The 24,337-nt window shown below is 62.3% G+C and carries 20 protein-coding genes and 1 riboswitch; of the genes, 11 read left to right on the top strand and 9 right to left on the bottom strand.

What is annotated here, in order from left to right:
• Positions 1-23: 23 nt before the first annotated feature.
• The gene (locus BLL38_RS05365; protein ID WP_076961604.1) at positions 24-1,463 is read right to left on the bottom strand and encodes a TolC family outer membrane protein; all 1,440 of its coding nucleotides are present in this window, start codon (positions 1,461-1,463) and stop codon (positions 24-26) included.
• 196 nt (positions 1,464-1,659) lie between these two features.
• A riboswitch (TPP riboswitch) is annotated at positions 1,660-1,765 on the top strand.
• A 150-nt stretch (positions 1,766-1,915) separates the two neighbouring features.
• Between BLL38_RS05365 and thiC the strand changes: the two genes are divergently transcribed.
• A complete protein-coding gene (thiC, locus tag BLL38_RS05360) occupies positions 1,916-3,805 on the top strand; it encodes a phosphomethylpyrimidine synthase ThiC (protein WP_076961603.1) in 1,890 nt (629 codons plus the stop codon).
• Positions 3,806-3,923: 118 nt separating this feature from the next.
• Here thiC and BLL38_RS05355 read toward each other — a convergent pair whose 3' ends face one another.
• Positions 3,924-4,670 (bottom strand): RsiV family protein, encoded by a 747-nt coding sequence (locus BLL38_RS05355; protein WP_076961602.1) that lies wholly within the window; start codon positions 4,668-4,670, stop codon positions 3,924-3,926.
• Between the two features lie 202 nt (positions 4,671-4,872).
• Between BLL38_RS05355 and BLL38_RS05350 the strand changes: the two genes are divergently transcribed.
• The 3 genes from BLL38_RS05350 to cpdA all read left to right on the top strand — a co-directional run bounded on the left by BLL38_RS05350 (position 4,873) and on the right by cpdA (position 6,844).
• Positions 4,873-5,490 carry an NUDIX domain-containing protein gene (locus BLL38_RS05350; RefSeq protein ID WP_076961601.1) on the top strand — a complete coding sequence of 206 codons (618 nt, stop codon included), beginning with the start codon at positions 4,873-4,875 and terminating at the stop codon, positions 5,488-5,490.
• Positions 5,481-5,930 carry a DUF1249 domain-containing protein gene (locus tag BLL38_RS05345; protein ID WP_076961600.1) on the top strand — a complete coding sequence of 150 codons (450 nt, stop codon included), beginning with the start codon at positions 5,481-5,483 and terminating at the stop codon, positions 5,928-5,930. The genes BLL38_RS05350 and BLL38_RS05345 overlap by 10 nt, the downstream gene beginning before the upstream one ends.
• Before the next feature lie 98 nt (positions 5,931-6,028).
• A complete protein-coding gene (cpdA, locus tag BLL38_RS05340) occupies positions 6,029-6,844 on the top strand; it encodes a 3',5'-cyclic-AMP phosphodiesterase (protein ID WP_076961599.1) in 816 nt (271 codons plus the stop codon).
• Between the two features lies 1 nt (position 6,845).
• Here cpdA and BLL38_RS05335 read toward each other — a convergent pair whose 3' ends face one another.
• The 3 genes from BLL38_RS05335 to BLL38_RS05325 form a co-directional block, all read right to left on the bottom strand.
• On the bottom strand, positions 6,846-7,829 hold the full coding sequence (locus BLL38_RS05335) for a M14 family metallopeptidase (RefSeq protein ID WP_076961598.1): 984 nt from the start codon (positions 7,827-7,829) through the stop codon (positions 6,846-6,848).
• Positions 7,830-7,900: 71 nt separating this feature from the next.
• Entirely contained in the window at positions 7,901-9,217 is a 1,317-nt protein-coding gene (locus tag BLL38_RS05330; RefSeq protein WP_076961597.1) for an MFS transporter, read from the bottom strand.
• Positions 9,218-9,440: 223 nt separating this feature from the next.
• Positions 9,441-10,331 carry a LysR family transcriptional regulator gene (locus BLL38_RS05325; RefSeq protein ID WP_076961596.1) on the bottom strand — a complete coding sequence of 297 codons (891 nt, stop codon included), beginning with the start codon at positions 10,329-10,331 and terminating at the stop codon, positions 9,441-9,443.
• 133 nt (positions 10,332-10,464) lie between these two features.
• Between BLL38_RS05325 and BLL38_RS05320 the strand changes: the two genes are divergently transcribed.
• The 6 genes from BLL38_RS05320 to BLL38_RS05295 all read left to right on the top strand — a co-directional run bounded on the left by BLL38_RS05320 (position 10,465) and on the right by BLL38_RS05295 (position 17,694).
• On the top strand, positions 10,465-11,073 hold the full coding sequence (locus tag BLL38_RS05320) for a YqiA/YcfP family alpha/beta fold hydrolase (protein ID WP_076961595.1): 609 nt from the start codon (positions 10,465-10,467) through the stop codon (positions 11,071-11,073).
• Positions 11,074-11,117: 44 nt separating this feature from the next.
• On the top strand, positions 11,118-13,022 hold the full coding sequence (gene parE, locus BLL38_RS05315) for a DNA topoisomerase IV subunit B (protein ID WP_076961594.1): 1,905 nt from the start codon (positions 11,118-11,120) through the stop codon (positions 13,020-13,022).
• Positions 13,022-14,017: an esterase-like activity of phytase family protein gene (locus BLL38_RS05310; protein WP_076961593.1), complete on the top strand. Its 996-nt coding sequence runs from the start codon at positions 13,022-13,024 to the stop codon at positions 14,015-14,017. Before parE ends, BLL38_RS05310 begins: the two co-directional genes overlap by 1 nt.
• Positions 14,014-14,535, top strand: a complete 522-nt coding sequence (locus BLL38_RS05305) for a retropepsin-like aspartic protease family protein (protein WP_076961592.1) — start codon at positions 14,014-14,016, stop codon at positions 14,533-14,535. The genes BLL38_RS05310 and BLL38_RS05305 overlap by 4 nt, the downstream gene beginning before the upstream one ends.
• Before the next feature lie 10 nt (positions 14,536-14,545).
• Positions 14,546-16,810 (top strand): DNA topoisomerase IV subunit A, encoded by a 2,265-nt coding sequence (parC, locus tag BLL38_RS05300; protein WP_076961591.1) that lies wholly within the window; start codon positions 14,546-14,548, stop codon positions 16,808-16,810.
• Between the two features lie 176 nt (positions 16,811-16,986).
• On the top strand, positions 16,987-17,694 hold the full coding sequence (locus BLL38_RS05295; RefSeq protein ID WP_029299146.1) for a PqiC family protein: 708 nt from the start codon (positions 16,987-16,989) through the stop codon (positions 17,692-17,694).
• Positions 17,695-17,881: 187 nt separating this feature from the next.
• On the opposite strand, the gene BLL38_RS05290 is transcribed toward BLL38_RS05295, so the two are convergent.
• On the bottom strand, positions 17,882-19,414 hold the full coding sequence (locus tag BLL38_RS05290; RefSeq protein WP_076961590.1) for an AhpA/YtjB family protein: 1,533 nt from the start codon (positions 19,412-19,414) through the stop codon (positions 17,882-17,884).
• A 133-nt stretch (positions 19,415-19,547) separates the two neighbouring features.
• Here BLL38_RS05290 and serB point away from each other — a divergent pair, with 133 nt between their 5' ends.
• Positions 19,548-20,762: a phosphoserine phosphatase SerB gene (serB, locus tag BLL38_RS05285; protein ID WP_076961589.1), complete on the top strand. Its 1,215-nt coding sequence runs from the start codon at positions 19,548-19,550 to the stop codon at positions 20,760-20,762.
• A gap of 139 nt (positions 20,763-20,901) precedes the next feature.
• On the opposite strand, the gene asd is transcribed toward serB, so the two are convergent.
• Genes asd through BLL38_RS05270 form a run of 3 tightly spaced genes read right to left on the bottom strand, consistent with a single transcriptional unit; the run spans position 20,902 to position 24,188 of the window.
• A complete protein-coding gene (asd, locus tag BLL38_RS05280) occupies positions 20,902-21,762 on the bottom strand; it encodes an archaetidylserine decarboxylase (protein WP_076961588.1) in 861 nt (286 codons plus the stop codon).
• 16 nt (positions 21,763-21,778) lie between these two features.
• Positions 21,779-22,594, bottom strand: a complete 816-nt coding sequence (rhdA, locus tag BLL38_RS05275) for a thiosulfate sulfurtransferase (protein ID WP_076961587.1) — start codon at positions 22,592-22,594, stop codon at positions 21,779-21,781.
• Positions 22,595-22,652: 58 nt separating this feature from the next.
• Positions 22,653-24,188 (bottom strand): HDOD domain-containing protein, encoded by a 1,536-nt coding sequence (locus BLL38_RS05270; protein ID WP_076961586.1) that lies wholly within the window; start codon positions 24,186-24,188, stop codon positions 22,653-22,655.
• Positions 24,189-24,337 lie beyond the last annotated feature (149 nt).

Raw genomic sequence — 24,337 nt, 5'->3', positions numbered from 1 at the left:
GGGAGCTGGCTTATGTGGTGGGTTTAGTTACCAGGGCGGGCCTTCAGTTGTTCGGCCGCAGCCTTGGCCAGATCCGGCGGCAGGAAGTCCTTGTCCGGGTTGTAGTCGGCCTTCAGGTACCGCGCCAGGTCCTGCAAGTCCCCCGGGTTCAATGTCCCCGCCGCCTGCTTCAAGCGCAGGTTGTCGAGGATGTAGTCATAGCGGCTGTTGTTGTAGTTGCGCACCGACGCGTAGAGCTGGCGCTGCGAATCCAGCACATCGACGATATTGCGCGTGCCCACCTGGTAACCGATTTCCGTGGCTTCCACTGCGCTCTGGTTGGAGATGATCGACTGGCGGCGCGCCTGCACCTGTTCGACGTCGGTGTTGACCGCGCGGTGCAGGTTGCGGGTGTTTTCCACCACCTGGCGGCGCAGGCCTTCGCGTTGCTGTTCGGTCTGGCCCAGGCGCGAATAGGATTCGCGCACCTGGGAGCTGGTGAGGCCGCCGCTGTACAACGGGATGTTCAGGCGCAGGCCGATGGTGCGCTGCTCGACATCACCGCCATAAGGCTGACCGAAGGCATTGGGGTTGCGTAAACCGAGGGCGTCATTGTCGCCTTTCTCGTATTGCGCCACCGCGTCCAGGGTCGGCGCGTGGCCGGCCTTGCGTTGCTTGAGGGTTTCTTCGGCGGCGGTGACCGCATAGTTGCTGGCCAGCAGGTTCAGGTTCTGCCGCCCGGCGGTGTCGACCCAGGCCTTGGCATCGTTCGGTGCCGGTGGTAACACCGGCAAGGTATGGACGATGCCCTGGATCGAATTGTATTGGCGGTTGGTCAGGGTGATCAGCGCTTCAAACGCATCATCCACCTGGCGCTGGGCGAGGATCCGGTTGGCTCGCGCGGTGTCATAGCTGGCCTGGGATTGCAGCACGTCGGTCTTGTCCGACAGGCCCACGTCGAAACGCTCGTTGGACTGGTCCAGTTGGCGCTTGAAGGCGGCTTCTTCGGCCTTGGTCGAGGCCAGGTTGTCCTGGGCACGCAACACGGCGAAATAGTTTTCGGCACTTTGCAGGATCAATTCCTGCTCGGTGGCCGACAGTTGCAGGGCGGCTTGTTCATTGACGGCTTCGGCGGCTTGCAACTGGAACCAGCGGTCGGCACGGAACAGTGGCTGGCTCAGGGTCGCGCGCCAGGTATGGGCGTCGCGATTGGCGGTGGCCGACGGGGTATCGATCTGGGTGCGCACGTTGTTCACGTCGGCCCCGGCCGAAAGGTTGGGCAGCAAGCCGGCGCGGGCCTGGGGCACCACTTCTTTCTGCGCGCCATATTGGGCGCGGGCGGCAGCCAGGTCGGCGTTGTTGTCCACCGCTTCCTGGTAGACGCTGACCAGGTCGGTTTTGGTCGACAAGGGCGCTTCTGCTGCCCAGACCAGTCCATTGGTCGCACAAGACACGGCAAGAGCCAGTGAAAGTTTGCGCAGCATGAGGCGATCCCTAGATAAATATTACGACAATAATTTAGCGCCCAAGGCTACGACGAGCAATCCATAGCGTCAAGCCGCTGAGGCAGGAGCCGAGTGTAGTGGTCGCACCCCGGCACAACAATCCTGTAATTGCGCCATTCATCATGCTGAATGCACCGCTATTGGCAATTTGCCTGCTCCATGGTCTAGACTGGCCGCGTTCTTGTCGGGGTGCCTTGCTATGAGGCTGAGATCGGTCAATACCGGATCCCGTTGAACCTGATCAGGTTAGCGCCTGCGTAGGGAACAAGATTTCTCGTCACCCGGCGAGTCCTCTTGTGCTTCGTCCGGGATGTTGTTCGACAATCGAACAGCCCTCGTGCACCAAGCACAGCACTGCCTCCAGTGCGTCCATCCGTCACAGGTTCGCTCCGACAAAAATCCACTGCCTGGATGTGTCTGGAGAGCCCGTGATGAGTACAAAACTAAAAAACACCGTGCATTTGAGTGAGTCGGCCAAGGTTGACTCGGGATCTGTGCAGCCCTTTACCCGCTCGCAAAAAGTCTATGTGCAGGGCACTCGCCCGGATATCCGCGTGCCGATGCGCGAAGTCAGCCTGGACGTGACCCCCACCGACTTCGGCGGTGAGATCAATGCACCGGTGGTGGTCTACGACACCTCCGGCCCGTACACCGACCCGAATGTCATCATCGACGTGCGCAAAGGCCTGGGCGATGTGCGCTCGCCATGGATCGAGTCCCGTGGCGACACCGAGCGCCTGCCGGGCCTCAGTTCGCACTTTGGCCAACAGCGCCTGAGCGATGCCGAACTGACCGCCCTGCGTTTTGCCCACGTAAAAAACCCACGCCGCGCCAAGGCCGGGGCCAACGTCACGCAGATGCACTACGCGCGCCAGGGCATCATCACCGCCGAGATGGAATACGTCGCCATCCGCGAAAACATGAAGCTCGAAGAAGCCCGCGCCAGTGGCCTGCTCGAGCAGCAGCACGCCGGGCACAGCTTTGGTGCCAGCGTGCCGAAAATCATCACCCCGGAGTTCGTGCGCGAAGAAATCGCCCGTGGCCGCGCCATCATTCCGGCCAACATCAACCACACCGAACTGGAACCGATGATCATCGGCCGTAACTTCCTGGTGAAGATCAACGGCAATATCGGCAACAGCGCCCTGGGTTCGTCCATCGAAGAAGAAGTGGCGAAACTCACCTGGGGCATTCGCTGGGGGTCGGACACGGTGATGGACCTGTCCACCGGCAAGCACATCCACGAAACCCGCGAGTGGATCATCCGCAACTCGCCGGTGCCGATCGGCACCGTGCCGATCTACCAGGCCCTGGAAAAAGTCGGCGGCGCCGCCGAAGACCTGACCTGGGAGCTGTTCCGCGACACCTTGATCGAACAGGCCGAGCAGGGCGTCGATTACTTCACCATCCACGCCGGCGTGTTGCTGCGCTATGTACCGCTGACCGCCAAGCGCGTCACCGGCATTGTGTCCCGGGGCGGCTCGATCATGGCCAAGTGGTGCCTGGCGCACCATAAAGAGAACTTTACCTACACGCATTTCGACGAAATCTGCGAAATCATGAAGGCCTATGACGTCAGCTTCTCCCTCGGCGATGGCCTGCGTCCGGGCTCGATTGCCGACGCCAACGATGCGGCGCAGTTCGGTGAGCTGGAAACCCTTGGCGAGTTGACCAAGATTGCCTGGAAGCACGACGTGCAAACCATGATCGAAGGCCCTGGCCATGTGCCGATGCAGTTGATCAAGGAGAACATGGACAAACAGCTGGAGTGCTGCGACGAAGCGCCGTTCTACACCCTGGGCCCGCTGACCACCGATATCGCGCCCGGCTACGACCACATTACCTCGGGGATCGGCGCGGCGATGATCGGCTGGTTCGGTTGCGCCATGCTGTGCTACGTCACGCCCAAGGAACACCTGGGCCTGCCGAACAAGGATGACGTGAAGACCGGGATCATCACCTACAAAATCGCGGCCCACGCGGCGGATTTGGCCAAGGGCCATCCCGGCGCGCAGATCCGCGACAACGCCTTGAGCAAGGCACGGTTCGAGTTCCGCTGGGAAGACCAGTTCAATCTCGGCCTGGACCCGGACACCGCACGCTCCTATCACGATGAAACCCTGCCCAAGGACTCGGCCAAGGTCGCGCATTTCTGCTCGATGTGCGGGCCGAAATTCTGCTCGATGAAAATCACCCAGGAAGTGCGCGAATACGCGGCCAACCAGCGCATCGAAGCGGTGGACGTGGATGTGGCCAAGGGCTTGGCCGAACAGGCGCAGCGGTTCAAGCAGGAGGGCAGTCAGCTCTACAAAAAGGTCTGACCCCAATGATCGTTCCCACGCTCTGCGTGGGAATGCATCCCGTGACGCTTCGCGTCACAACGCGGACGCAGAGCGTCCAACGCGGCATTCCCACGCGGAACGTGGGAACGATCAATCTTCAGCGGCGTGCAGGCACTAGCTCAGGCTTGATGATGCCGTCGAGGCGCGCGTAAGGAATCTGCAACTCGACGTGGCCCATGGCGTAGGGCGCAATGGTGGTGGTGGGGTACTTGAGCACCACCGCGCCGTAGGTCAGCGCCACGTTCGGGGTTTTCTGGAAGGGCCAGCTTTTCACGTACTCCGGCTCCAGGCTCAGGCGGGTGCTGATCAGCCAGCTGTTGTGGGCCACCTGGGCGGCTTTCCAGAACGCATCTTCCTTGCCGGGGCGCAACATGTCCGTCAGGGTCAGGTTTTTCTGCTGCTGGCGCGAGTAGTTGATAAAGCCACGACCGGGTTCGCCATGGGCGCCGCCGGTGTCCAGGTAGCTGGACAGTTCGATGATCACCAAGCCGTCATGCTGCTCCCGTACCTTGGCCTGCAAATACATACTGTTGCGCGGGCCGGACTCGCGTAGGAATTTTTCCCGATAGGCATTCAGCGAGGCTGGCAGTGGCACGCCGGGGGCGGTGCGGGTCATTTCCAGCAAGCGTTGCTCGATCAGGGCATCGAGCTTGGGCTCGTTGGCGAAATGCACCGTATCGATGTTCACCAGTGGGCAATCGGCGGCGGTGCAGCCGGGTTGCACCACCTCGGAGGCATCGCGGGTGGCTTCCAGCGGTGCACGGTAGCTGGGTTGGAACAGGCTCTGGCAAGCGCCGAGGGTCAGGGCAATACAGGCCACGGAGGCGACTTTTAACAGCGACATGGGCGTCCTTCATAAAGCGGAGAAGAGCGAAAGATATGGGGCTTCGACTGTCGGCATCCCAGTCAGTTCGCCACTAAGCTGATTACAGTGAGTTTGACCGCCGCCGCCTGTCCCGGCAACAGGAAAGGGGCTGCACCGACGGGCGCGTGCGCTGTAGGATGGCGCGATGCCAAGACACACACCGCAATAAACGAGGGTTGATATGACCGACAGTGCGAAATCGACGCCGACCAGGTTTGAAGAGGTTCAGCGCGACAATGCCTACCAGGGCTTCTACAAGCTTGATCGTGTACAGCTGCGCCACGAGCTGTTCGACGGCGGCATGAGCCCGGTGATCAACCGCGAGATTTTTGTGCGCCACGATGCCGTCTGTGTCCTGCCCTACGATGCGCAACGCGATGAAGTGGTGTTGATCGAACAGTTCCGCGTGGGCGCCATGGGTCGCACCGACAACCCCTGGCTGGTGGAGATGGTGGCCGGCCTGATCGACAAGGACGAGCAACCAGAGGAGGTTGCGCACCGCGAAGCCGAGGAGGAAGCTGGGCTGACCTTCTCTGCGCTGTGGCCAATCACCCAATATTTTCCCTCGCCGGGTGGCAGCACCGAATTCGTCCACCTGTTCCTGGGGCGTTGTGACAGTACCGGTGCCGGCGGGATCCATGGCCTGGCCGAAGAAGCAGAAGATATCCGCGTCACCGTCTGGGCCTTTGAAGACGCCCTGCAAGCGGTACGCGACGGTAAGATTTCCAACGCAGCCAGCATTATCGCCCTGCAATGGCTTGCGCTTAATCGCGCGGAAGTGAGGGGGTTATGGCAGTAAAGGCACGGGAACGCTACCGGGTCGACCTGATCGGCTTGCAAGCTGCTTGCGAGGCCAACTATGCACGGCTGATGCGCCTGTTGCCGGACATGCGCCACACGCCCGAAGCGCGACGGATCGCCGTGACCCACGGCGACCAGATGCTCGGCGTGCTGAACCTGGAAGTCATCCTCACCTGCCCGTACACCAGCACCCTGCGCGTGCGCCAGGAACACAGCCTGCCGTGGCTGCCGGTGCCGCAGCTGGAAGTGCAGGTGTACCACGATGCGCGGATGGCCGAAGTGGTCAGCGCCGAACATGCGCGGCGCTTTCGCAGCATCTATCCTTACCCCAATGTGTTCATGCACCAGCCCGATGAGAAAGCCCAGCTCAATGTGTTTCTCGGCGAATGGTTGAGCCATTGCCTGGCCCTGGGCCATGAGTTTGAAGTCGTGCGCTAGAGGTGAACGGCGTGCGCTTCACGGGTTTCCTCTTTGTGTCCTGCCCCAGCATAATTGCGCCTATTGTCCCTTTTTCGTGATTGCCCTGGGAGAACGCCTTGCCGAGCGTATCCACCGTGAACCCTGATGTGCCGGTGTTGCTGGTGCAACTGTCCGACAGCCACCTGTTTGCCGAGGCCGGCGGCACGCTGCTGGGCATGAATACCCGCGACAGCCTGCAACGGGTGATTGACCTGGTCCTGGCCCAGCAGCCGCAGATTGATTTGCTGCTGGCCACCGGCGACCTGTCCCAGGACGGCACACTTGAGTCCTACCAACAGTTTCGCGACCTGAGCCAGCAGATCGGCGCCCCGGCGCGCTGGATTCCGGGCAACCACGATGAACCGCAGGTCATGGCCCAGGCGACCATGGGCAGCGCGCTGCTGGAGCCGGTGGTGGATGTGGGCAACTGGCGGGTCATTTTGCTGGACTCCGCCGTGCCGGGCTCGGTGCCGGGTTATCTGGCGGATGTGCAATTGCAACGCTTGGCCCAGGCCTTGAGCGAAGCACCGGGCCGCCATCACCTGGTGTGCTTCCACCATCACCCGGTGTCCATTGGTTGCGCCTGGATGGAGCCGATCGGCCTGCGCAATCCCGAGGCGCTGTTTGCCGTGCTCGACCGCTTTCCCCAGGTGCGGGCGGTGCTGTGGGGGCATGTGCACCAGGAAATCGACCGGGAGCGCCAGGGCGTGCGCCTGTTGGCGTCGCCGTCGACCTGCATCCAGTTCGCCCCGGGCAGTGAGGATTTCCAGGTCAGCGAACAGGCCCCCGGCTATCGCTGGCTGCGTTTGCATGCCGATGGCCGGTTGGAAACCGGCGTGGAGCGGGTCCAGGGGTTTGTATTCACCGTCGATTACGGTAGCAATGGCTACTGATCTATTGAGGGTAGTCCCGCGCTAACCTCACCACCGTAACGCCTGGCCCCAGATGCCGCAGCGAAGGCTGGATCAGCACGCAGTTGTCGTACGGCGTGACAATTTCGCGCTGAGCGTCCCGGGCGATCACCGTTCCTGCGTGAGTGATCCGTTCCAGGCCACGGAAGTCATCGGTGAAACGGAAGTCCATACCGAGGGCGACGACGGGCTCGGTGACTTGCAGGCATTGCTGGGGCGCGGGGTTTTCCTGGCGCAGAAACCTCGACACGTCGGTTTCGGCGACTGTTTCAGTCGCGATCAGGAAACGTGCCGCCACATCGTGGGCGACGTATTCGCTTTTTTTCGAAAAATGCTGGCCGGTCTCGATCAGCAGCGCATTTTTGTGGCTGGCGGCATCGCCAAACCCGCCGTAGTCCCGCATGCGCTGGCCGTTGGCATGGCCGGCGTCCGCGACGATGGTTGCCGGTACACCTAATGATTGGGCGAACGCCAGGCCTTTGGCGCAGGCGCCGCACATCATCAGCGGCGGGGATTCTTCGTGCATTGAGTGGATATCGAGCAGCAAATCCACACTGTCGATCAGCGGTCGCAACTCCCGTGCGCGGCGCAATTCGGCGGAGTCGCGCGGGCCGTCGAGGGTTGCGGGCAGCCAGACGCGGTTCATGTCCTCGTCAATAAAGCGGGCCGCATCGATGTCCTGTGGGTCGAAGCGTTGATAGGCCTCTATATTGGCGAACCCCAGCGACAATCGCCCCTGGCGCGGGCGCACCCCGCTGCGCAACAGGGTGTCCACCGCGATTGCTCCGCTGACTTCATTGCCATGGGTCAGCGCCATGATCAGCACATGGGGCCCTGGCTTGCCGCTGTCGAAGCTGTGGATATAGTCGATTCCAGCGTTGCCGGTTTTCCATTGGCTCAGGTCAGGGAACCGGACTTCCACGGGGTAGGGTTTGAGTGCTGCACGAACCTGCTCAAGGGTTTTCATTTCAGTCTCCAACTGACCGGTGGGGGCACTTGTCGCGCGGGATTAGGGCGCGACAAGCAGCAAGCATTGGCTTAATTGGCGCTTGGCTGGGTGCCGCGCATGCGTCGGCCCAGGCAGACAATCGCCAGTACGCTGATCAAAATGGTCGTCATCACATAAAAACTGGGGGCCAGCTTGCTGCCGCTGGCGTCGATCATCCAGGTCACGATCAACGGTGCGAAACCACCAAACAGGGTGACGGAAAAGTTGTAGCTCAGCGCCAGGCCGGTCCCGCGAATGCTGGTGGGGAAGATATCGGCCAGCATCGCCGGGATCGGTCCCAGGCAGGCGGCGATCAACAACCCGACAAGCGCTTGCACGACCAGCAATGTAGAAAAACTGGGGAAGGCATTGAGCAGTGCGAACATCGGATAAGACGACAGCCCGGTAATCAGCAAGGCGATGGTCAGTACCCGAAACCGTCCATGGCGATCGGATAAACCGCCAAATACCGGGGCCATGAGCATCAGCGTGATGCCGGTCATCAGGGCGCCGAGATACGACGAAGTGGCCGTGATATTCAGTTGTTTAAAGGCATAGATCGGCATGTACAGCTTGTGTACATAGTTGAATGCGGTCGCTCCGGCCACCACGCCGATAGCCAGCAACAGGCTGACGTGCCCTTTGACCAGCACGTCTCGCAGCGGTGTCTTGAGCGCTGTGCTGGCGGCGCTTTTCTTGAAGTCCGGGGTTTCATCGATTTGCGTACGAATATAGAAACCCACGGGCCCGATCAGCAGGCCGAAGCCGAATGCCACACGCCACCCCCAGTCGTTCAACTGCACGTCCGACAGCACATAACTGAGGAGTGCACTGACACCCGCGGCCAAAACCGTCGCCAGTCCCTGGGTCGACAACTGCCAGCTGGCAAAGAACCCCCGGCGCTTGGTATCGGCGTGCTCGACCATAAACGCAGTCGCCGCCCCAAACTCACCGCCCGTAGAAAACCCCTGGAGCATGCGCGCAACGATGATCAACAGCGGCGCGGCCAGGCCGATCTGCTCGTAGGTCGGGGCGAAGGTAATTATTGCGGTGCCGATCAGCATGATCATGATCGACATCGTTAACGAGGCCTTTCGCCCGGCCCGGTCGGTGTAGGCGCCGAGCACAATGGCGCCCAGCGGGCGCATCAGGAAGGAAATGCCGAACGAACCTACGGCCAGCAACAATGAAGTGGTTTCGTTATCCGACGGGAAAAACAGTTTGCCGATGACCACCGCGAAGTAGCCGTAGATCAATAAATCATAAAACTCCAACGCGTTGCCGACACTGGCAGCGATGATCTCTTTCCATGGGCCTCGCTGGGTTGGAGCCTGTGCCGATGATAGGGCGGATGATGGGACTGTCATGAGTGTGCACCAGGTCTGTTTCACTGTTGGCATTCGGATTCGCCGAACCGCAGCGCGGCCTGGCGAGATCGAAGGCATTAATTGTTATGGGTGAAAGCCCGGATGAAAGTGAATCAAGTGCGCACGAACGGCAATTGCCGTTTCGGCACAGGTTTGAGCTGTTTTGGCACGGGGCCGGTAGGCGTTGGGTTTTACGCATCTTGACGTTGAGGCCACGACCGCGTCACAGGCCTTCCCAGATCCTCATGACCATTTCGCTCTGGTTGGTGCGCAGGCGATGCAGCGAGACGTCGAAGCCGACGTGAAACTCGGGGCCGCCTGCAATCACCAGCTCGCCGCAGGCCAGCGCAGCCTTGACCACCATGCGCGGCAGCCACGCCAGGCCTCTGCCGCGCTTGGCCATTTCCAGAATGGCGTCATAGGAATCAGCCTGGTAGACCATGCGCAATGCCAGGTGCTGGGGCAGCCGCTCAAGGTGTTGGGCCAGCACGCCGCGCAGGGCCAGGGAGGGCGAGAAGGCCAGCCAGGGGATGCTCAGGGCGCTGTGGCTGGCGGATATGTGCTGCCGCGCTTGACCTTTGGCGTCCGGCGCGCTGACCGGCAGCAGTTCCTCACGGGCCAGTACCCGGGAGTCGAAACGCTCCGGGTCCAACAGCGTCTGGGTCAATGGGCTGGAAAAGCTCAACAGCAGGTCGACGTCGCCGGCGGCCAACTTGCTGATCGCTTCTTGCGCCCCGCTGGTGACCAATGACACCGCAAAGTTGCCCAGGCGCTGGTGCAGTGACTCGTACCAGTCCGGGAAAAAATCACTGGCCAGGGTCCGGCCGGTGGCGATCCGTACAGGCTCGTCGCGGCTCAGGGGGCTGCCTTTGAATTGCGCCCTGACGGTGTTCAGCAATTGCAGGGATTGCGTGGCGGCATCCAGGAACAGCACGCCGCAAGGCGTCAGTGACAGGGGCTGTTTGCGCTCGATCAATGGCGTGCCGACCCATTCCTCCAGCGCCCGGATCCGTCGGCCGAACGCCGGGTGCGTGACACAGCGATTTTCGGCGGCCCGCGACAGGCTGCGGGTGCGGGCCAGTTCGATAAAATCCTCAAGCCATTCAAGTTGCATGCGGTTTTCCTGCCTGGCGGCTCATCAACGCGGCGCAACCGATAGTACCGCCAGCGGCGATGGGCTGCACCCACAACCCCCCCGTTCCCTGTAAACTGCGCCCCTTTGGCTGATAACGCACGGAGAGCCCGGCATGTCCGCTTCGATCTTGTATATCCACGGTTTCAACAGTGCGCCGGCCTCGACCAAGGCCAGCCAACTGATGGGCGTGATGGACAGCCTCGGTCTGGCTGGCCAACTGCGGGTGCCGGCCTTGCATCACCACCCACGCCAGGCGATTGCCCAGCTGGAGCAGGCGATCAGCGAGCTGGGGCGGCCGCTGCTGGTCGGCAGCTCACTCGGCGGCTACTATGCAACCCATCTTGCCGAACGCCATGGCCTCAAGGCCCTGCTGGTCAACCCGGCGGTCAGCCCCCATCGCATGTTCGACGGTTACCTGGGCCCCCAGCAGAACCTCTACACCGGTGAAACCTGGGAACTGACCCTCGATCACGTCGCGGCCCTGGCTGCGCTTGAGGTTGCAGCGCCCCAGGATGCCCAGCGTTATCAGGTGTGGTTGCAGACCGGGGACGAAACACTGGATTATCGCCTCGCCGAGCAGTATTACCGGGCCTGCGCCTTGCGTATCCAGGCCGGCGGCGACCACAGTTACCAGGGCTTTGGCCGACAGTTGCCGGCGCTGTTGAGTTTTGCCGGCATTGGCGCAGATCAGTACCAATCCTTCGATTTCACCGCATTGTGAAACCGCAGGTTACTTTTTAATCGAACGACTCACGACGAGACCCCATGGCCACTCCCAGCGCTAGCTCTTATAACGCCGACGCCATCGAAGTCCTCTCGGGCCTCGACCCGGTGCGCAAACGCCCCGGCATGTACACCGACACCAGTCGGCCGAATCACCTTGCCCAGGAAGTCATCGACAACAGCGTCGACGAAGCCTTGGCCGGGCACGCCAAGTCGGTCCAGGTCATCCTGCATGCCGACCACTCCCTGGAAGTGTCCGACGACGGGCGCGGCATGCCGGTGGACATCCACCCCGAAGAGGGCGTGTCGGGTGTCGAGCTGATCCTCACCAAGCTCCACGCCGGCGGCAAGTTCTCCAACAAGAACTACCAGTTTTCCGGCGGCTTGCACGGTGTGGGTATTTCCGTGGTCAACGCCCTGTCCACGCAGGTGCGGGTCAAGGTCAAGCGCGACGGCAACGAATACCAGATGACCTTCGCCGATGGCTACAAGGCCACCGAGCTGGAAGTGGTCGGCACGGTCGGCAAGCGCAACACCGGCACCAGTGTGTACTTTGCGCCGGACCCGAAATATTTCGACTCCCCCAAGTTCTCCATCAGCCGCCTCAAGCACGTACTCAAGGCCAAGGCCGTGTTGTGCCCGGGTTTGCTGGTCAGCTTTGAAGACAAAGGCACCGGCGAAAAGGTCGAGTGGCACTACGAAGACGGCCTGCGCTCCTACCTCGAAGACTCGGTCAGCGAGTTCGAGCGCCTGCCCAACGAGCCGTTCTGCGGCAGCCTGGCCGGTAACAAGGAGGCCGTGGACTGGGCCTTGCTGTGGTTGCCCGAGGGCGGCGACAGTGTGCAGGAAAGCTACGTCAACCTGATCCCCACCGCCCAGGGCGGGACCCACGTCAATGGTCTGCGCCAGGGCTTGCTGGATGCCATGCGCGAATTCTGCGAATACCGCAGCCTGTTGCCGCGTGGGGTGAAGCTGGCGCCGGAAGACGTCTGGGAACGCATCGCCTTTGTGCTGTCGATGAAGATGCAGGAGCCGCAATTCTCCGGCCAGACCAAGGAGCGCCTGTCGTCCCGCGAGGCGGCGGCGTTTGTCTCGGGCGTGGTCAAGGACGCGTTCAGCCTGTGGCTCAACGAGCACCCGGAACTGGGCCTGGCCCTGGCGGAACTGGCGATCAACAACGCCGGGCGGCGCCTCAAGGCCAGTAAAAAGGTCGAGCGCAAGCGCATCACTCAGGGCCCGGCACTGCCGGGCAAGCTGGCGGACTGCGCCGGCCAGGACCCGATGCGCTCCGAACTGTTCCTGGTCGAAGGTGATTCCGCCGGCGGTTCGGCCAAGCAGGCGCGGGACAAGGAATTCCAGGCGATCCTGCCGCTGCGCGGCAAGATCCTCAATACCTGGGAAGTCGATGGCAGCGAAGTGCTGGCCAGCCAGGAAGTGCACAACATCGCCGTGGCCATTGGCGTCGATCCGGGCGCCGAGGACATGAGCCAGTTGCGCTACGGCAAGATCTGCATCCTCGCCGACGCCGACTCCGACGGCCTGCACATCGCCACGTTGCTTTGCGCCCTGTTCGTCCAGCATTTCCGCCCGCTGGTGGATGCCGGTCACGTCTACGTGGCCATGCCGCCGCTGTACCGTATCGACCTGGGCAAAGAAATCTACTACGCCCTGGACGAAGCCGAGCGCGACGGCATCCTCGACCGCCTGGTGGCCGAGAAAAAGCGCGGCAAACCACAAGTCACCCGATTCAAGGGCCTGGGTGAAATGAACCCGCCGCAACTGCGCGAAACCACCATGGACCCGAACACCCGGCGCCTGGTGCAGTTGACCCTGGAAGACTACGCCGCCACCTCGGAAATGATGGACATGTTGCTGGCCAAGAAGCGCGCCGGCGACCGCAAGGCCTGGCTGGAATCCAAAGGCAACCTGGCCGAGGTCTTGGGCTGATGCGCAGCGGTTTCGCCCTGGCGATTCTGTTGTTGAGCGGGTTGGCAGCGACCCCGGTGGTTGCCCAGCCCGCGGTCGAGCTCAAATTGCTGTCCGAACATCCGGTAGACGGCATGCGCGGCGGCAATCTGTCGGGCCTGGCCTTGTGCGGCAAAGAGTTGTGGACGGTCTCTGACCGCGACGACGACCAGATCTACCGCCTCGATACCCGCGCCGATACCTGGCAGGCCGAGGCGGTAAAGCTCGACGTGCCGCCGGTGCCCGAATCGGGCCTGCCCTGGGGCTTGCGTGCGCGCACCACGGCGGCGTCGGTGATTCGTGGCGGCGACCTGGACTTTGAAGGCATCAGCTGTGACGCTGCGGGTAATCGCTATATCGTCAGCGAAGCCCATGCGGCGGTGCTGCAAGTGCCGGCCACGGGTGCACCGCAGTGGTTGAAGATCGCCCCCGGCATGGTCCGCGAGGCCCGGGCCAGTGGCCTGTTGCTGCACTTCAATGCGTTATTTGAGGGCTTGGCGATCAACCCCGAGGGCAATCAGATCTGGCTGGCGGCCGAGCGTGAGCGGCGTGGGCTGATCTCGATCAAGCGCGGGCAAAGCGTGTGGGACTGTGATGGCCCGTGCGTGCTGCTGAGCGAGGCCGGCCAGGAAATGCAGCCGGCGCAGTTTCCGGGGGCCAAGGCGGTGTCCAAGGACTTTTCCGACCTGGCGTTGTTCAATGGCAAGCTGTTTACCCTGGAGCGCAACGTGTTCCAGATTTGCCGGCGCGACAGCGTGACGGCCAAGATCGAGCAGTGCTGGTCCTACGCCGATGACGCCCTGGTGCCGCATCGACGTTACCCCCAGAGCTACGGCCTGGCGGAAGCTTTGCTGATTGACGCCGAGGGGGCCTGGATTGGCATCGACAATAATTTCGGCGCCCGGGCCGATGGTGAAAAACGCCCGATGGTCTATCGTTTCGCCGCCCCGGCCGGTGGCTGGGGTGCCCAGCCATGAGTGCACAACCACCGGGCAAGCGTGCCGGGCGGGTGTTGATGTTCGTGGCCTGGGGCGCGGGGCTGTTTCTGGCCACGCGGTTTTTCGGGCAATGGGAGGCGCGGCAGGAAAACCCCAATGCCGTGGTCGTCTCACAGCAACACGAGGGTTATATCGAAGTGAAACTGGTCGGCAACGGCCAGGGGCATTTTGTCGCCACTGGCCAGATCAACGGCCAACCGGTGGAGTTCATGCTCGACACCGGCGCCACCGACGTGGCGGTGCCGGCCGAGTTGGCCGAACGCCTGGGGCTCAAGCGCGGTTTGCCGGTGACCTTGAGCACCGCCAACGGCCGTAGCCAGGGCTACCGCACCCACCTCGACCGCCTGCAGTTGGGGGATATCGTCCTGCAGGATGTGCGCGCCCTGGTGGCGCCGGGCCTGGGTGGCGAGCAAGTGCTGTTGGGCATGAGTGCATTGAAACAACTTGAATTTACCCAGCGTGGCGGCACCTTGCTGCTGCGCCAGACCAGACAATGATGAGGCCCGCATGAGTGACATCCTTGCAGACAGCTTAGACGGCGTAGAGCGCCGGTCGCTGGCTGACTTCACCGAAAATGCCTACCTCAACTACTCCATGTACGTGATCATGGACCGTGCCTTGCCGCATATCGGCGACGGCCTGAAACCGGTACAGCGGCGCATTATCTACGCCATGAGTGAGTTGGGCCTGGACGCGGACTCCAAGCACAAGAAGTCGGCGCGTACCGTCGGTGACGTGCTCGGCAAGTTCCACCCCCACGGCGACTCGGCGTGCTACGAAGCCATGGTGCTGATGGCCCAGCCGTTCAGCTACCGCTATACCCTGGTCGATGGCCAGGGCAACTGGGGTGCGCCGGATGATCCCAAGTCCTTCGCCGCCATGCGTTACACCGAGGCGCGGCTGTCGCGCTACTCCGAAGTGCTGCTCAGCGAGCTGGGCCAGGGCACGGCAGACTGGGGCCCGAACTTCGACGGCACCCTCGACGAGCCACTGGTATTGCCGGCGCGCCTGCCCAATATCCTGCTCAACGGCACCACCGGCATCGCCGTGGGCATGGCCACCGACGTGCCGCCGCACAATCTGCGTGAAGTGGCCACCGCCTGCGTGCGCCTGCTCGATGAGCCCAAGGCCACCGTTGAGCAACTGTGCGAGCATATCCAGGGCCCGGACTACCCGACCGAAGCAGAAATCATCACCCCGCGTGCCGACCTGCTGAAGATGTACGAGACCGGCAAGGGCTCGGTGCGCATGCGCGCGGTGTACCACATCGAAGATGGCGACATCATCGTCACCGCCTTGCCGCACCAGGTCTCCGGCGCCAAGGTGCTGGAACAGATTGCCGCGCTGATGCAGGCCAAGCCCTCGAAGCTGCCGCAAGTGGCGGACCTGCGTGATGAGTCCGACCATGAGAACCCTTGCCGCATTGTGATTATCCCGACCAATAGCCGGGTCGATCACGAAGTGCTGATGCAGCATCTGTTTGCCAGCACCGAGCTGGAGTCCAGCTACCGGGTCAACGTCAACATCATCGGCCTGGATGGTAAGCCGCAGCTGAAAAACCTGCGCAACCTGCTGGTGGAGTGGTTGGAGTTCCGGGTCAATACCGTGCGCCGCCGCCTGCAGTTCCGCCTGGACAAGGTCGAGCGCCGCCTGCACCTGTTGGACGGCTTGCTGATCGCCTACCTCAACCTGGATGAAGTGATCCACATCATCCGTACCGCCGAGCACCCGAAAGCCGAGTTGATCGCGCGTTTCGAACTGAGCGAGATCCAGGCCGACTACATCCTCGATACCCGCCTGCGCCAGTTGGCCCGCCTGGAAGAGATGAAGCTGCGCGACGAACAGGACGCGTTGCTCAAGGAGCAAGCCAAGCTGCAAGCCCTGCTGGGCAGCGAAGCCAAGCTCAAGAAGCTGGTGCGCAGCGAACTGATCAAAGATGCCGAGACCTATGGCGACGACCGCCGTTCGCCGATTGTCGAGCGCGCGGAAGCCAAGGCCCTGACAGAAACCGAGCTGTTGCCCAACGAGAAAATTACCGTCGTTCTGTCGGAAAAGGGTTGGGTTCGCTCCGCCAAGGGGCATGATATCGATGCCACTGGCTTGTCGTACAAAGCCGGCGATGGGTTCAAGACCGCCGCAGCCGGGCGTTCCAACCAGTTTGCGGTGTTTATCGACTCCACCGGGCGTAGTTATTCGGTGCCGGCCCATACCTTGCCGTCTGCGCGGGGCCAGGGCGAACCGCTGACCGGCCGCCTGACACCGCCGCCAGGGGCGAGTTTTGAATGTGTCTTGCTGCCCGATGATGACTCGCTGTACGTCATCGCCTCCGACGCCGGCTACGGGTTTGTGGTCAAGGGCGAGGACTTGCAGGCCAAGAACAAGGCGGGCAAGGCGTTGCTGAGCCTGCCGAACAACGCCAAGGTGATCCTGCCGCGTCCGGTCGAGGACCGCGAGGGCAATTGGCTGGCCTCGGTGACCACCGAAGGGCGCTTGCTGGTGTTCAAGATCAGCGACCTGCCGCAACTGGGCAAGGGCAAGGGCAACAAGATCATTGGGATTCCCGGGGAACGGGTGGCCAGTCGCGAAGAGTATGTGACCGACATCGCCGTGATCCCGGAGGGCTCGACCCTGGTGCTGCAGGCCGGCAAACGCACGCTGTCGCTGCGTCCTGACGACCTTGAGCATTACAAGGGCGAGCGTGGACGACGCGGGAACAAATTGCCCCGTGGCTTCCAGCGGGTGGATGCATTGTTGGTAGAGACACCCGCTTAAGGCGATATAGAGCGCCCGATCTACGATTTAACGTGTAGATCGGCGCTTTCGCGCTGGAGTCATGGCGCATATTCACGGATGATATGGCCTTTCCAGCGCCGGCGTGGCTGAGCGCGTATAGGTTATTTTTAGTATTACATTGTGGTTTGCCTTGTGGCAGCCACCTGGATGGGATGATGACTGCTCCACGCCTTCCTTTATTTCTGATGCTCGCTGGCCTTTTGGGGTTGGCGGGTTGCACGACGCACCAACCGGTGTCGCTGTACCAGCTAGATAGCGGGAATCCGGCGCAGCCAGCGCAAAGTGCTGGCATGGCCGTCTTGCTCGGGCCAGTCGTGGTTGCCGATTACCTGCAACGCGAAACCCTGCTGCAACGCCAGGACGATGGCAGCCTGCAAGGCTCCATCGACGGCCGTTGGGCCGGTAGCCTGTCGTCGGATATCAACCAGTTGATGCTGCGCCAGGTGGCCGGCCATCTGGACAGCCAGCGTGTGGTGCTGTCGCCAGCGCCTACCAGCTTCTCCCCCGATGTGCAGGTGTTGCTGACCATCACGCGCCTGGATTCCGGGGCTTCGCAGCCGGCGATCCTGGACGCGCAATGGCGCTTGATCGACCGCCGCGGCCAGGTGCGGGACAACCGCATCGTGCATCTGCAGGAGCAACATGCCGGCAGCACTGCGTCCCAGGTCCAGGCCCAGGGTGTGTTGTTGCAGCGTTTGGCAGAACAGTTGTCGGTAGCCCTCAAGCCGTTGGCCAACCAGCCACCGATTGCCGAGGCCCCCCGTAAGCAGGCCCCGGCGCCGGCCAAGCCGGCGGCCCCGGAAAAGCCGAAGATCCCGATGGCTTCGCCGATTCGCACGGACATGGAAGTGTTCAGGTTCTGACCTGGATCGTAGCCAAATAAAAGGCCCGCTGAGTAAGCGGGCCTTTTTGTTTGGCGCAGATCAAATGTGGGAGCGGGCTTGCCCGCGATAGGGGTGTGTCAGTCGACATCTTGGTTGACTGATTCGCCGCCATCGCGGCGATGCGGCGACCCGACAAGCCCGCTCCCACACAAGCCCGCCGTGTTGTTTAGGGCTTGTTCCGGGTCTCATGCATCCGCGCCAACTGGCGCTCCAGCATCGACGGGTAAGGCTCCATCAACCGCTCTACACAGCACGCGCCTTCCGGGCTGGCAATCGGGCGGATGCGTGCTCGTTGGCGGATCAAGGCGTCGTCGCTGATCTTGCGCTCCACCAGCAACAGGTTGCGGCTGTGTTGCGACAAGGCCAGGGCGTCCTGGGCGTTTTCGGTGAGCAGCAGGTCGATCTGGCTCATGCCATACAGATCGTCGCCCAAGGTCAGGCCCAGTTGCAGTTGCAGGGTGATGCCGCTGTCGGCGACTTCGATCTGCAAGGCATGGCCCAGGGCGCGCAGCAGCTCACCGCAGCAAATGGCATTGGTCAGGTAGTCTTCGCCGCTGTCTTCGCTGTGGAACAGCATCAGCGTGCTGCCATCGTTGAGGGTGTGCAGCTCGCTCTGGTACAGCGAGGCTGCCTGGTCGAGGCAGTCGCGATAGCGTTCCAGCAGCTCGGTCAGGCGGGCCCGTGGCAGGCGGCGCAATTGCTCCTGGGCGCCCAGTTGCACGGCCAGTACCGCGCTGTGCTGGGGCTGGCTGTTGTGGACTGCGGCAGGCTTGGGCGCGACCACCGGGCTTGGCGCCGACTCGTCACGCAGGTCGGCAAACGGGTCGTCATCGTCCAGGCTGTCTTCGTCGGCCTTGATGGCTGTGCGCGCTACGGGCTTGAGGCCCGCCACCGGTGCCGGCTCGTCGAAACCCGGGTCGCGCAGGTTGCGCACCTCGAACTCGGGTTCGTCATCGTAGTCGGTGTCGTCGAACTCCGGCTCAGGCTTGGCTTCGGGCACGACCGGCTCCGGGGCAAAGCTGGTGTGCAGCTGGCGGGCAAGGTCGCCGATCTCATCCTGGCGGTCGGTGGCCGGGGTGTGTTCGTCGATGTCGCGCAGCCAGATACGCAGTTGCATCAGGGGCGTGGAGATATGCCGGCCCAGGCGCAGGCTCAAGGCCAGGGCCAAGGCCAGCAGGATCGCGCTGAGGATGCCCATGCTTTGCAGGCTGATGGTCATCGGCTGCTGGAACTGTTGCATGTCCAGGCTGATGCGCAATTGGCCGGCCTTCACATCCTGAAACGTGATATTGCTCTGGTACAGGCCTTCGGCCTCACCCAGCAGGCCGTTTTTCGGGCGTTGCCCGGCTTCGGCCATGATCCGGTTGTCCACGCTGTAGATGGCGGCGTGGGCCACCAGCGGGTTCTTGGTCAGGTTATTGAGCAGCACGTTGAGGCTGAGAATGTCATTGGACACCAACAGCTCGGTCGCCGAGGTGGCGGTCTGGGTCGTCAAACTCTCGCCCAGGGCGTCGGCTTGCTCGTGCATGGCCTGTTTGAACTGCAAACCCATCACGCAGGCGTAGATCACCAGGGCCAGGGCGACCAGGATCACGTTATGGCTGGCAATGCGTAATGCGATCGGTACACGGCGATGGCGCAGTGCCCGGAAGATCAGCAGGAAGAAGTTATCGGTTTTTACTGGCGTGGGCCGGTTCACTTGCGCTCGGCTCTTGGTCCGTGAAGTTGACGCGCAGTATAGCGACAGGCCCAAGACCGGCAAAGCGCTGGCTGTGCCCGATGGTCACTGAAAGTGGGTAGAATGCGGTTTTTTTCCAGCTCGGGGGTGCGCTTTGCGCGAAATTGTCCTGATTAACATCACCGGCGAAGATCGTCCGGGTCTTACCGCAGCCATTACCGGTGTCCTGGCCCAGGGTGGCGTGACCATCCTCGATATTGGCCAGGCCGTGATCCACGACACCTTGTCGTTTGGCATCCTGGTCGAGATCCCGAGTACCGAACAGGCCTCGTCCGTGCTCAAGGACATCCTGTTTACGGCCTATAAGCTGGATCAGCAGGTACGTTTCACCCCGGTTTCCGAGGAGGATTACCAGCATTGGGTCGCTGGCCAAGGTAAAAAGCGCCATATCGTCACGCTATTGACGCGCCGGGTGACTGCTGAACAATTGCAGCGGGTCAGCTCGATCACTGCGCAATATGGCCTGAATATCGATCATATCGACCGTTTGTCGGGCCGTATGCCGCTGGACATGCCGGCGGACCAGGGCAAGGGCTGCATCGAGTTCTCTGTGCGCGGTGAACCGGCCGATCCCCAGGCCTTGCGCGCCGAGTTCCTCAGCGTGGCCCAGGAACTGAACGTGGATATCGCCTTCCAGGAAGACTCGTTGTTCCGCCGTAACCGGCGCCTGGCGGTATTCGACATGGACTCGACCCTGATCGAAGCCGAAGTCATCGATGAGTTGGCCAAGGCTGCGGGCGTTGGCGAGCAAGTTTCTGCGATCACCGAGCGCGCGATGTCGGGTGAGTTGGACTTTCGCGCCAGCTTCAAGGAGCGCCTGGCGCTGCTCAAGGGCCTGGACGTCAGCGTCCTCGACGCCATCGGCGCCTCCCTGCGCTTGACCGAAGGTGCCGAGACCCTGTTCGCCGAGCTCAAGCGCCTGGGCTACAAGACCGCGATCCTCTCGGGCGGCTTTACCTACTTTGCCAAGCAATTGCAGGCCAAGCTGGGCATCGACTATGTATTCGCCAACGAGCTGGAAGTGGTGGATGGCAAGGTGACGGGCGTGGCGGTCGAGCCGATTGTCGATGCGCAGCGCAAAGCTGATCTGCTACGGGAGTTGGCGCACAAGGAAGGCTTGCGTCTGGAGCAAACCATTGCGGTCGGCGACGGCGCCAATGACTTGCCGATGCTGGCTATCGCCGGGCTGGGCGTGGCGTTCCGTGCCAAGCCGCTGGTCAAGCAGTCGGCCAAGCAGGCGATTTCGACCTTGGGGCTGGACGGTGTGTTGTATCTGTTGGGCTTTCGCGACCGCGACGGCCAGCTGTAACAATCCGACCCTAGTGTTGAAATGCGTTTAAAAATGTGGGAGCTGGCTTGCCTGCGATAGCGGTGTTGGATTCACCATCGCTATCGCAGGCAAGCCAGCTCCCACATTGATTGGGTTCCAGCTTCAGGTTTTTGGGGGATCAGGCTTTTGGCAGCGCGATACCCTGGCCCATCTGCACTGGCGTTCCCGCCACCAGTTCTTCATCCCACTTCACCTGATCCGGCCCAAACAGCACGATAGCCGTCGAACCCAGCTTGAAGCGCCCCAGTTCCGCACCTTTTTCCAGAAAGATCGGTGCACGGGCGGCTTCGTCGTAGCGTACGGTTTTCAGCTCGCGCTTGGGCGGCGTCACCAGCCCGGCCCATACGGTTTCAATCGACGCCACAATCATCGCGCCCACCAATACCACGGCCATCGGGCCGCGTTCGGTATCGAACAGGCAGACAACACGCTCGTTACGCGCAAACAGCTCCGGCACGTTTTCGGCGGTGGTCTGGTTGACCGAGAAAATCCGCCCAGGCACATAGACCATTTCCCGCAGGGTGCCGGCCAGTGGCATGTGCACGCGGTGGTAGTCCTTCGGCGACAGGTAGATGGTGGCAAAGTCGCCGCCCATGAACGGTGCGGCAACGGCGGCGTCGCCACCGAGCAATTCCAGCACACTGAAACTGTGGCCCTTGGCCTGGAACACACGACCGTGCTCGATCGGGCCGAGCTGGCTGACGGCGCCGTCTGCCGGGCTCAACACCGCGCCCGGGGTTGGGTCCAGTGGGCGCGCGCCGTCTTTCAGGGCACGGGTGAAGAAGGCGTTGAAGTGCTCGTAAGCTGTCACATCCTCGACCAGGGCCTGGGACATATCCACCTGGTAGCGCTTGGCGAACCAGGTGGTGAAGGCATTCTTGAACCAGCGCACGCGGCATTCGGCAATGCAGCCGGCCAGGCGCGACAGCAGGTGATGGGGCAGCAGGTGCTGGCTGAGGATAAACAAACGCTTTTTCATGAACTGTCCTTAAACCTTAAATCTCGACGGGGGTGTCGGGGTGGTTGCCCCATTCGCCCCAGGAACCGGCATAACCTTTGACTCGCGGATAACCGAGCGCCTTGGCCACCAGGTAGGTGAAGCCAGAACGGTGGTGAGTCTGGCAGTGGGTAATGATTTCTTTGTCTTTGGTCAGGCCCAGGTCTTCGAGGATCTGCGGCATGTCGCGGCGGATCCGCAGGTTGCGTGCCTTGTCCATGCCGGCGGTCCATTCAAAGTTGACTGCGCCGGGAATGTGCCCGCCCTTGGCGGCGAGGACTTTTTCGCCGCTGTACTCCAGCGGGCCACGGGCATCCCAGATGCCCAGGTCGGCAGCGCCGAGGCGGCTTTGCAGGTACTCGCGGGTGGCGGTGGGCTCGTCGTGCAGGGTCAGGCTGACTGGGCCGCCGACGGTTGCGGTGGCCTCGCTGGACACGGGGTGCTGTTCATCCAGCCATGCCAGCAGGCCGCCATCAAGGTAGTGATATTTTTTGTGGCCGATCACGTCGAGCAACCAGATAAACCGCCCGGCCCAGCCGCCGCCTTCGTCGTCGTACACCACGTAGGTGGCGTCCGGGGTGTGACCCAGTTCGCCGAACAGCTTCTCCAGGTCGGCCTTGGCCGGCAGCAGCCCCGGTGCCGGAGGTTGGCCCAGTTGGGTGCGCTTGGGGTCAACGAAGTGCGCGCCGGGGATATGCCCCTGGGCATAACGGGCGGCGCTGGTGAGGTCTACCAGAATCAACGGCTCGGCGGCGAGGCGGCCAAGCAGGTCGCTGGGTTCGATTACCAGCGGCAAGCCAGAAAAGTCAGGCATATGAGGTCTCCCGGGCACGCGGTTGGGCGATATAAAGAAGGCGATTGTAACGCAAGCATCAGGTGGTGCGGTTGGTAAAGCAGTGCAGGGCTTTCTCGATGCATTGGGCGGTTTTGCCGAAGGCCTGCACAGTGGTTTCGGAGAACGGCCCGCCACCCTGGTCGGCAATCATCAGCATCACCACCCGGCCGTTACAGCTCAGGGAGCGCAACAGCAGGTGCTCGCCGACGAACAGGCGCTGCAATGAAGCGGGCAGCAGCGCCGCAAATTGCGCGTGGTTGTCCGGGGTCAGGCGCACTTGCGCAGATTTTTCCAGCAAGCGTTGCAGCAGCGTACTGTGTGCGGCCTCAAGGCTCAGGTTGGCGGCGTCCCTGGGCAGGCCATCGACCTGATGTACGCGTAAAGTGGCCAGCGCTTTGTCCGCCATCAGCAGCATCACACGCTGCATGCCACTGGCCACCAGGGCCTCCTTGGCGCAAGTGGTCAGGTGCATGGCATTGGCGAAGCGGCTGGGTTCCAGCAACAGCTCGCTGCAACGCTTGCGCCACACCGCCAGGGCTTCGGCCGTCGGTGGCGGTGCTGGCAGCAGGCCGCGGTGCACCCGTTGCACATGCCACGGCCAGATCAGCGCCAACGCCGGGTGCCAGAGACCGGCAGTCAAGGTATGGCGGGCGCTGATGACGGCCTGTTGGTGCACCTGTTGCTGCACGTCGGCCAGCGGTTGTTGCAGATACAGCGCGGTGAGGTATTGCCAGCGCTGGGTGTGCGGGCAGGTCCAGGACTCCTGGGCCGCCAGTGCCATGCCGTTGGCCAGCAACACGGTGTTGGCCGGCTGGTTCAGCCAGCGGCGCAGTGTCGGGTCGTCATCGAGCTTTTGCTGCTGGCTCAAGGGCGCTTCATCGCGGGCGATGTGCAGGGCCTTGACCAGCAAGCGTTGTTCCTTGAGCAGCAGTTGGTAGCCCTGGGACACCCAGATCGGCAGGCGCCAGGTCTCGGTCAGCCCCAGGCACAGCTCCAGCAGGCGCACGCCGAACAGTTCCTGTTCGACCTTGCGTGCTGATTGGCCCTTGTGGATCACCCGCAGTTCCCATTCCTCCAAAAGCTTTGGGTAGGCCACGGCCATCGGCCACAGCGGCGAGAGAAACAGCAGGCTGCCCCAATGAATATCCTGCCACAGCCGCGCCAGGCGGCTGGCGAACAGGCCATTGGCCTGTTGCGAGGCATGCTGGCTGATCAATTGCAGTTGGCGCAGGGCCACGGGGATTTCATTGAGCGGCACTGACGGCAGGCGCGCGAGCAGTTCTTCGGTGCGCTTCAAGCCGAGGCGGTTGATCGCCACTTCAAGGTTTTCTGCAGGTTCTGCCAGGCTGCCGTGGGCCTGGTTGTTGGCTTCGCGCATAACGCTCAAAACCAGCGCCGGGCTGTCTTGCATCAGCTCTGCAATATCTCGCAACGAACGGCGGCTGTCGCCGATCGCTCTGCACACGGCAACATGGCTCGCTTGCGGGACGGGCAGGTGAACCCCGTCCAGGCGCTTGATCCAGCCGGCCAGGGAGTTGGGTGTGGAGGTTGGAACGGTCGTTTCGTTTGCCATGATTGGGGCGCGATCATCACTTGCGGTCAACACGCCCGGAGTGGGCCGAACTGGCTTTTCGCCTTAACGGGCTATAGTCTGGCGCAGTTTTGCCGATAAGTAGAAGAAGAGTTTTTAGATCTTCCGAATATGTCCATGAACCCGACGGC

The sequence above is a fragment of the Pseudomonas gessardii genome, assembly GCF_001983165.1.
GTDB classification, from domain to species: domain Bacteria; phylum Pseudomonadota; class Gammaproteobacteria; order Pseudomonadales; family Pseudomonadaceae; genus Aquipseudomonas; species Aquipseudomonas gessardii.
The sequence above is the reverse complement of the archived record's forward strand: the minus strand, read 5'-3'. Positions and strand labels throughout refer to the sequence as shown.

Bases quoted from the DNA above. Each gene is read 5' to 3' on its own strand.
- BLL38_RS05365 (WP_076961604.1), bottom strand. From the start codon at position 1,463: ATGCTGCGCAAACTTTCACTGGCTCTTGCCGTGTCTTGTGCGACCAAT.
- thiC (WP_076961603.1), top strand. From the start codon at position 1,916: ATGAGTACAAAACTAAAAAACACCGTGCATTTGAGTGAGTCGGCCAAG.
- BLL38_RS05355 (WP_076961602.1), bottom strand. From the start codon at position 4,670: ATGTCGCTGTTAAAAGTCGCCTCCGTGGCCTGTATTGCCCTGACCCTC.
- BLL38_RS05350 (WP_076961601.1), top strand. From the start codon at position 4,873: ATGACCGACAGTGCGAAATCGACGCCGACCAGGTTTGAAGAGGTTCAG.
- BLL38_RS05345 (WP_076961600.1), top strand. From the start codon at position 5,481: ATGGCAGTAAAGGCACGGGAACGCTACCGGGTCGACCTGATCGGCTTG.
- BLL38_RS05335 (WP_076961598.1), bottom strand. From the start codon at position 7,829: ATGAAAACCCTTGAGCAGGTTCGTGCAGCACTCAAACCCTACCCCGTG.
- BLL38_RS05330 (WP_076961597.1), bottom strand. From the start codon at position 9,217: ATGACAGTCCCATCATCCGCCCTATCATCGGCACAGGCTCCAACCCAG.
- BLL38_RS05325 (WP_076961596.1), bottom strand. From the start codon at position 10,331: ATGCAACTTGAATGGCTTGAGGATTTTATCGAACTGGCCCGCACCCGC.
- BLL38_RS05320 (WP_076961595.1), top strand. From the start codon at position 10,465: ATGTCCGCTTCGATCTTGTATATCCACGGTTTCAACAGTGCGCCGGCC.
- parE (WP_076961594.1), top strand. From the start codon at position 11,118: ATGGCCACTCCCAGCGCTAGCTCTTATAACGCCGACGCCATCGAAGTC.
- BLL38_RS05310 (WP_076961593.1), top strand. From the start codon at position 13,022: ATGCGCAGCGGTTTCGCCCTGGCGATTCTGTTGTTGAGCGGGTTGGCA.
- BLL38_RS05305 (WP_076961592.1), top strand. From the start codon at position 14,014: ATGAGTGCACAACCACCGGGCAAGCGTGCCGGGCGGGTGTTGATGTTC.
- parC (WP_076961591.1), top strand. From the start codon at position 14,546: ATGAGTGACATCCTTGCAGACAGCTTAGACGGCGTAGAGCGCCGGTCG.
- BLL38_RS05295 (WP_029299146.1), top strand. From the start codon at position 16,987: ATGACTGCTCCACGCCTTCCTTTATTTCTGATGCTCGCTGGCCTTTTG.
- asd (WP_076961588.1), bottom strand. From the start codon at position 21,762: ATGAAAAAGCGTTTGTTTATCCTCAGCCAGCACCTGCTGCCCCATCAC.
- rhdA (WP_076961587.1), bottom strand. From the start codon at position 22,594: ATGCCTGACTTTTCTGGCTTGCCGCTGGTAATCGAACCCAGCGACCTG.
- BLL38_RS05270 (WP_076961586.1), bottom strand. From the start codon at position 24,188: ATGGCAAACGAAACGACCGTTCCAACCTCCACACCCAACTCCCTGGCC.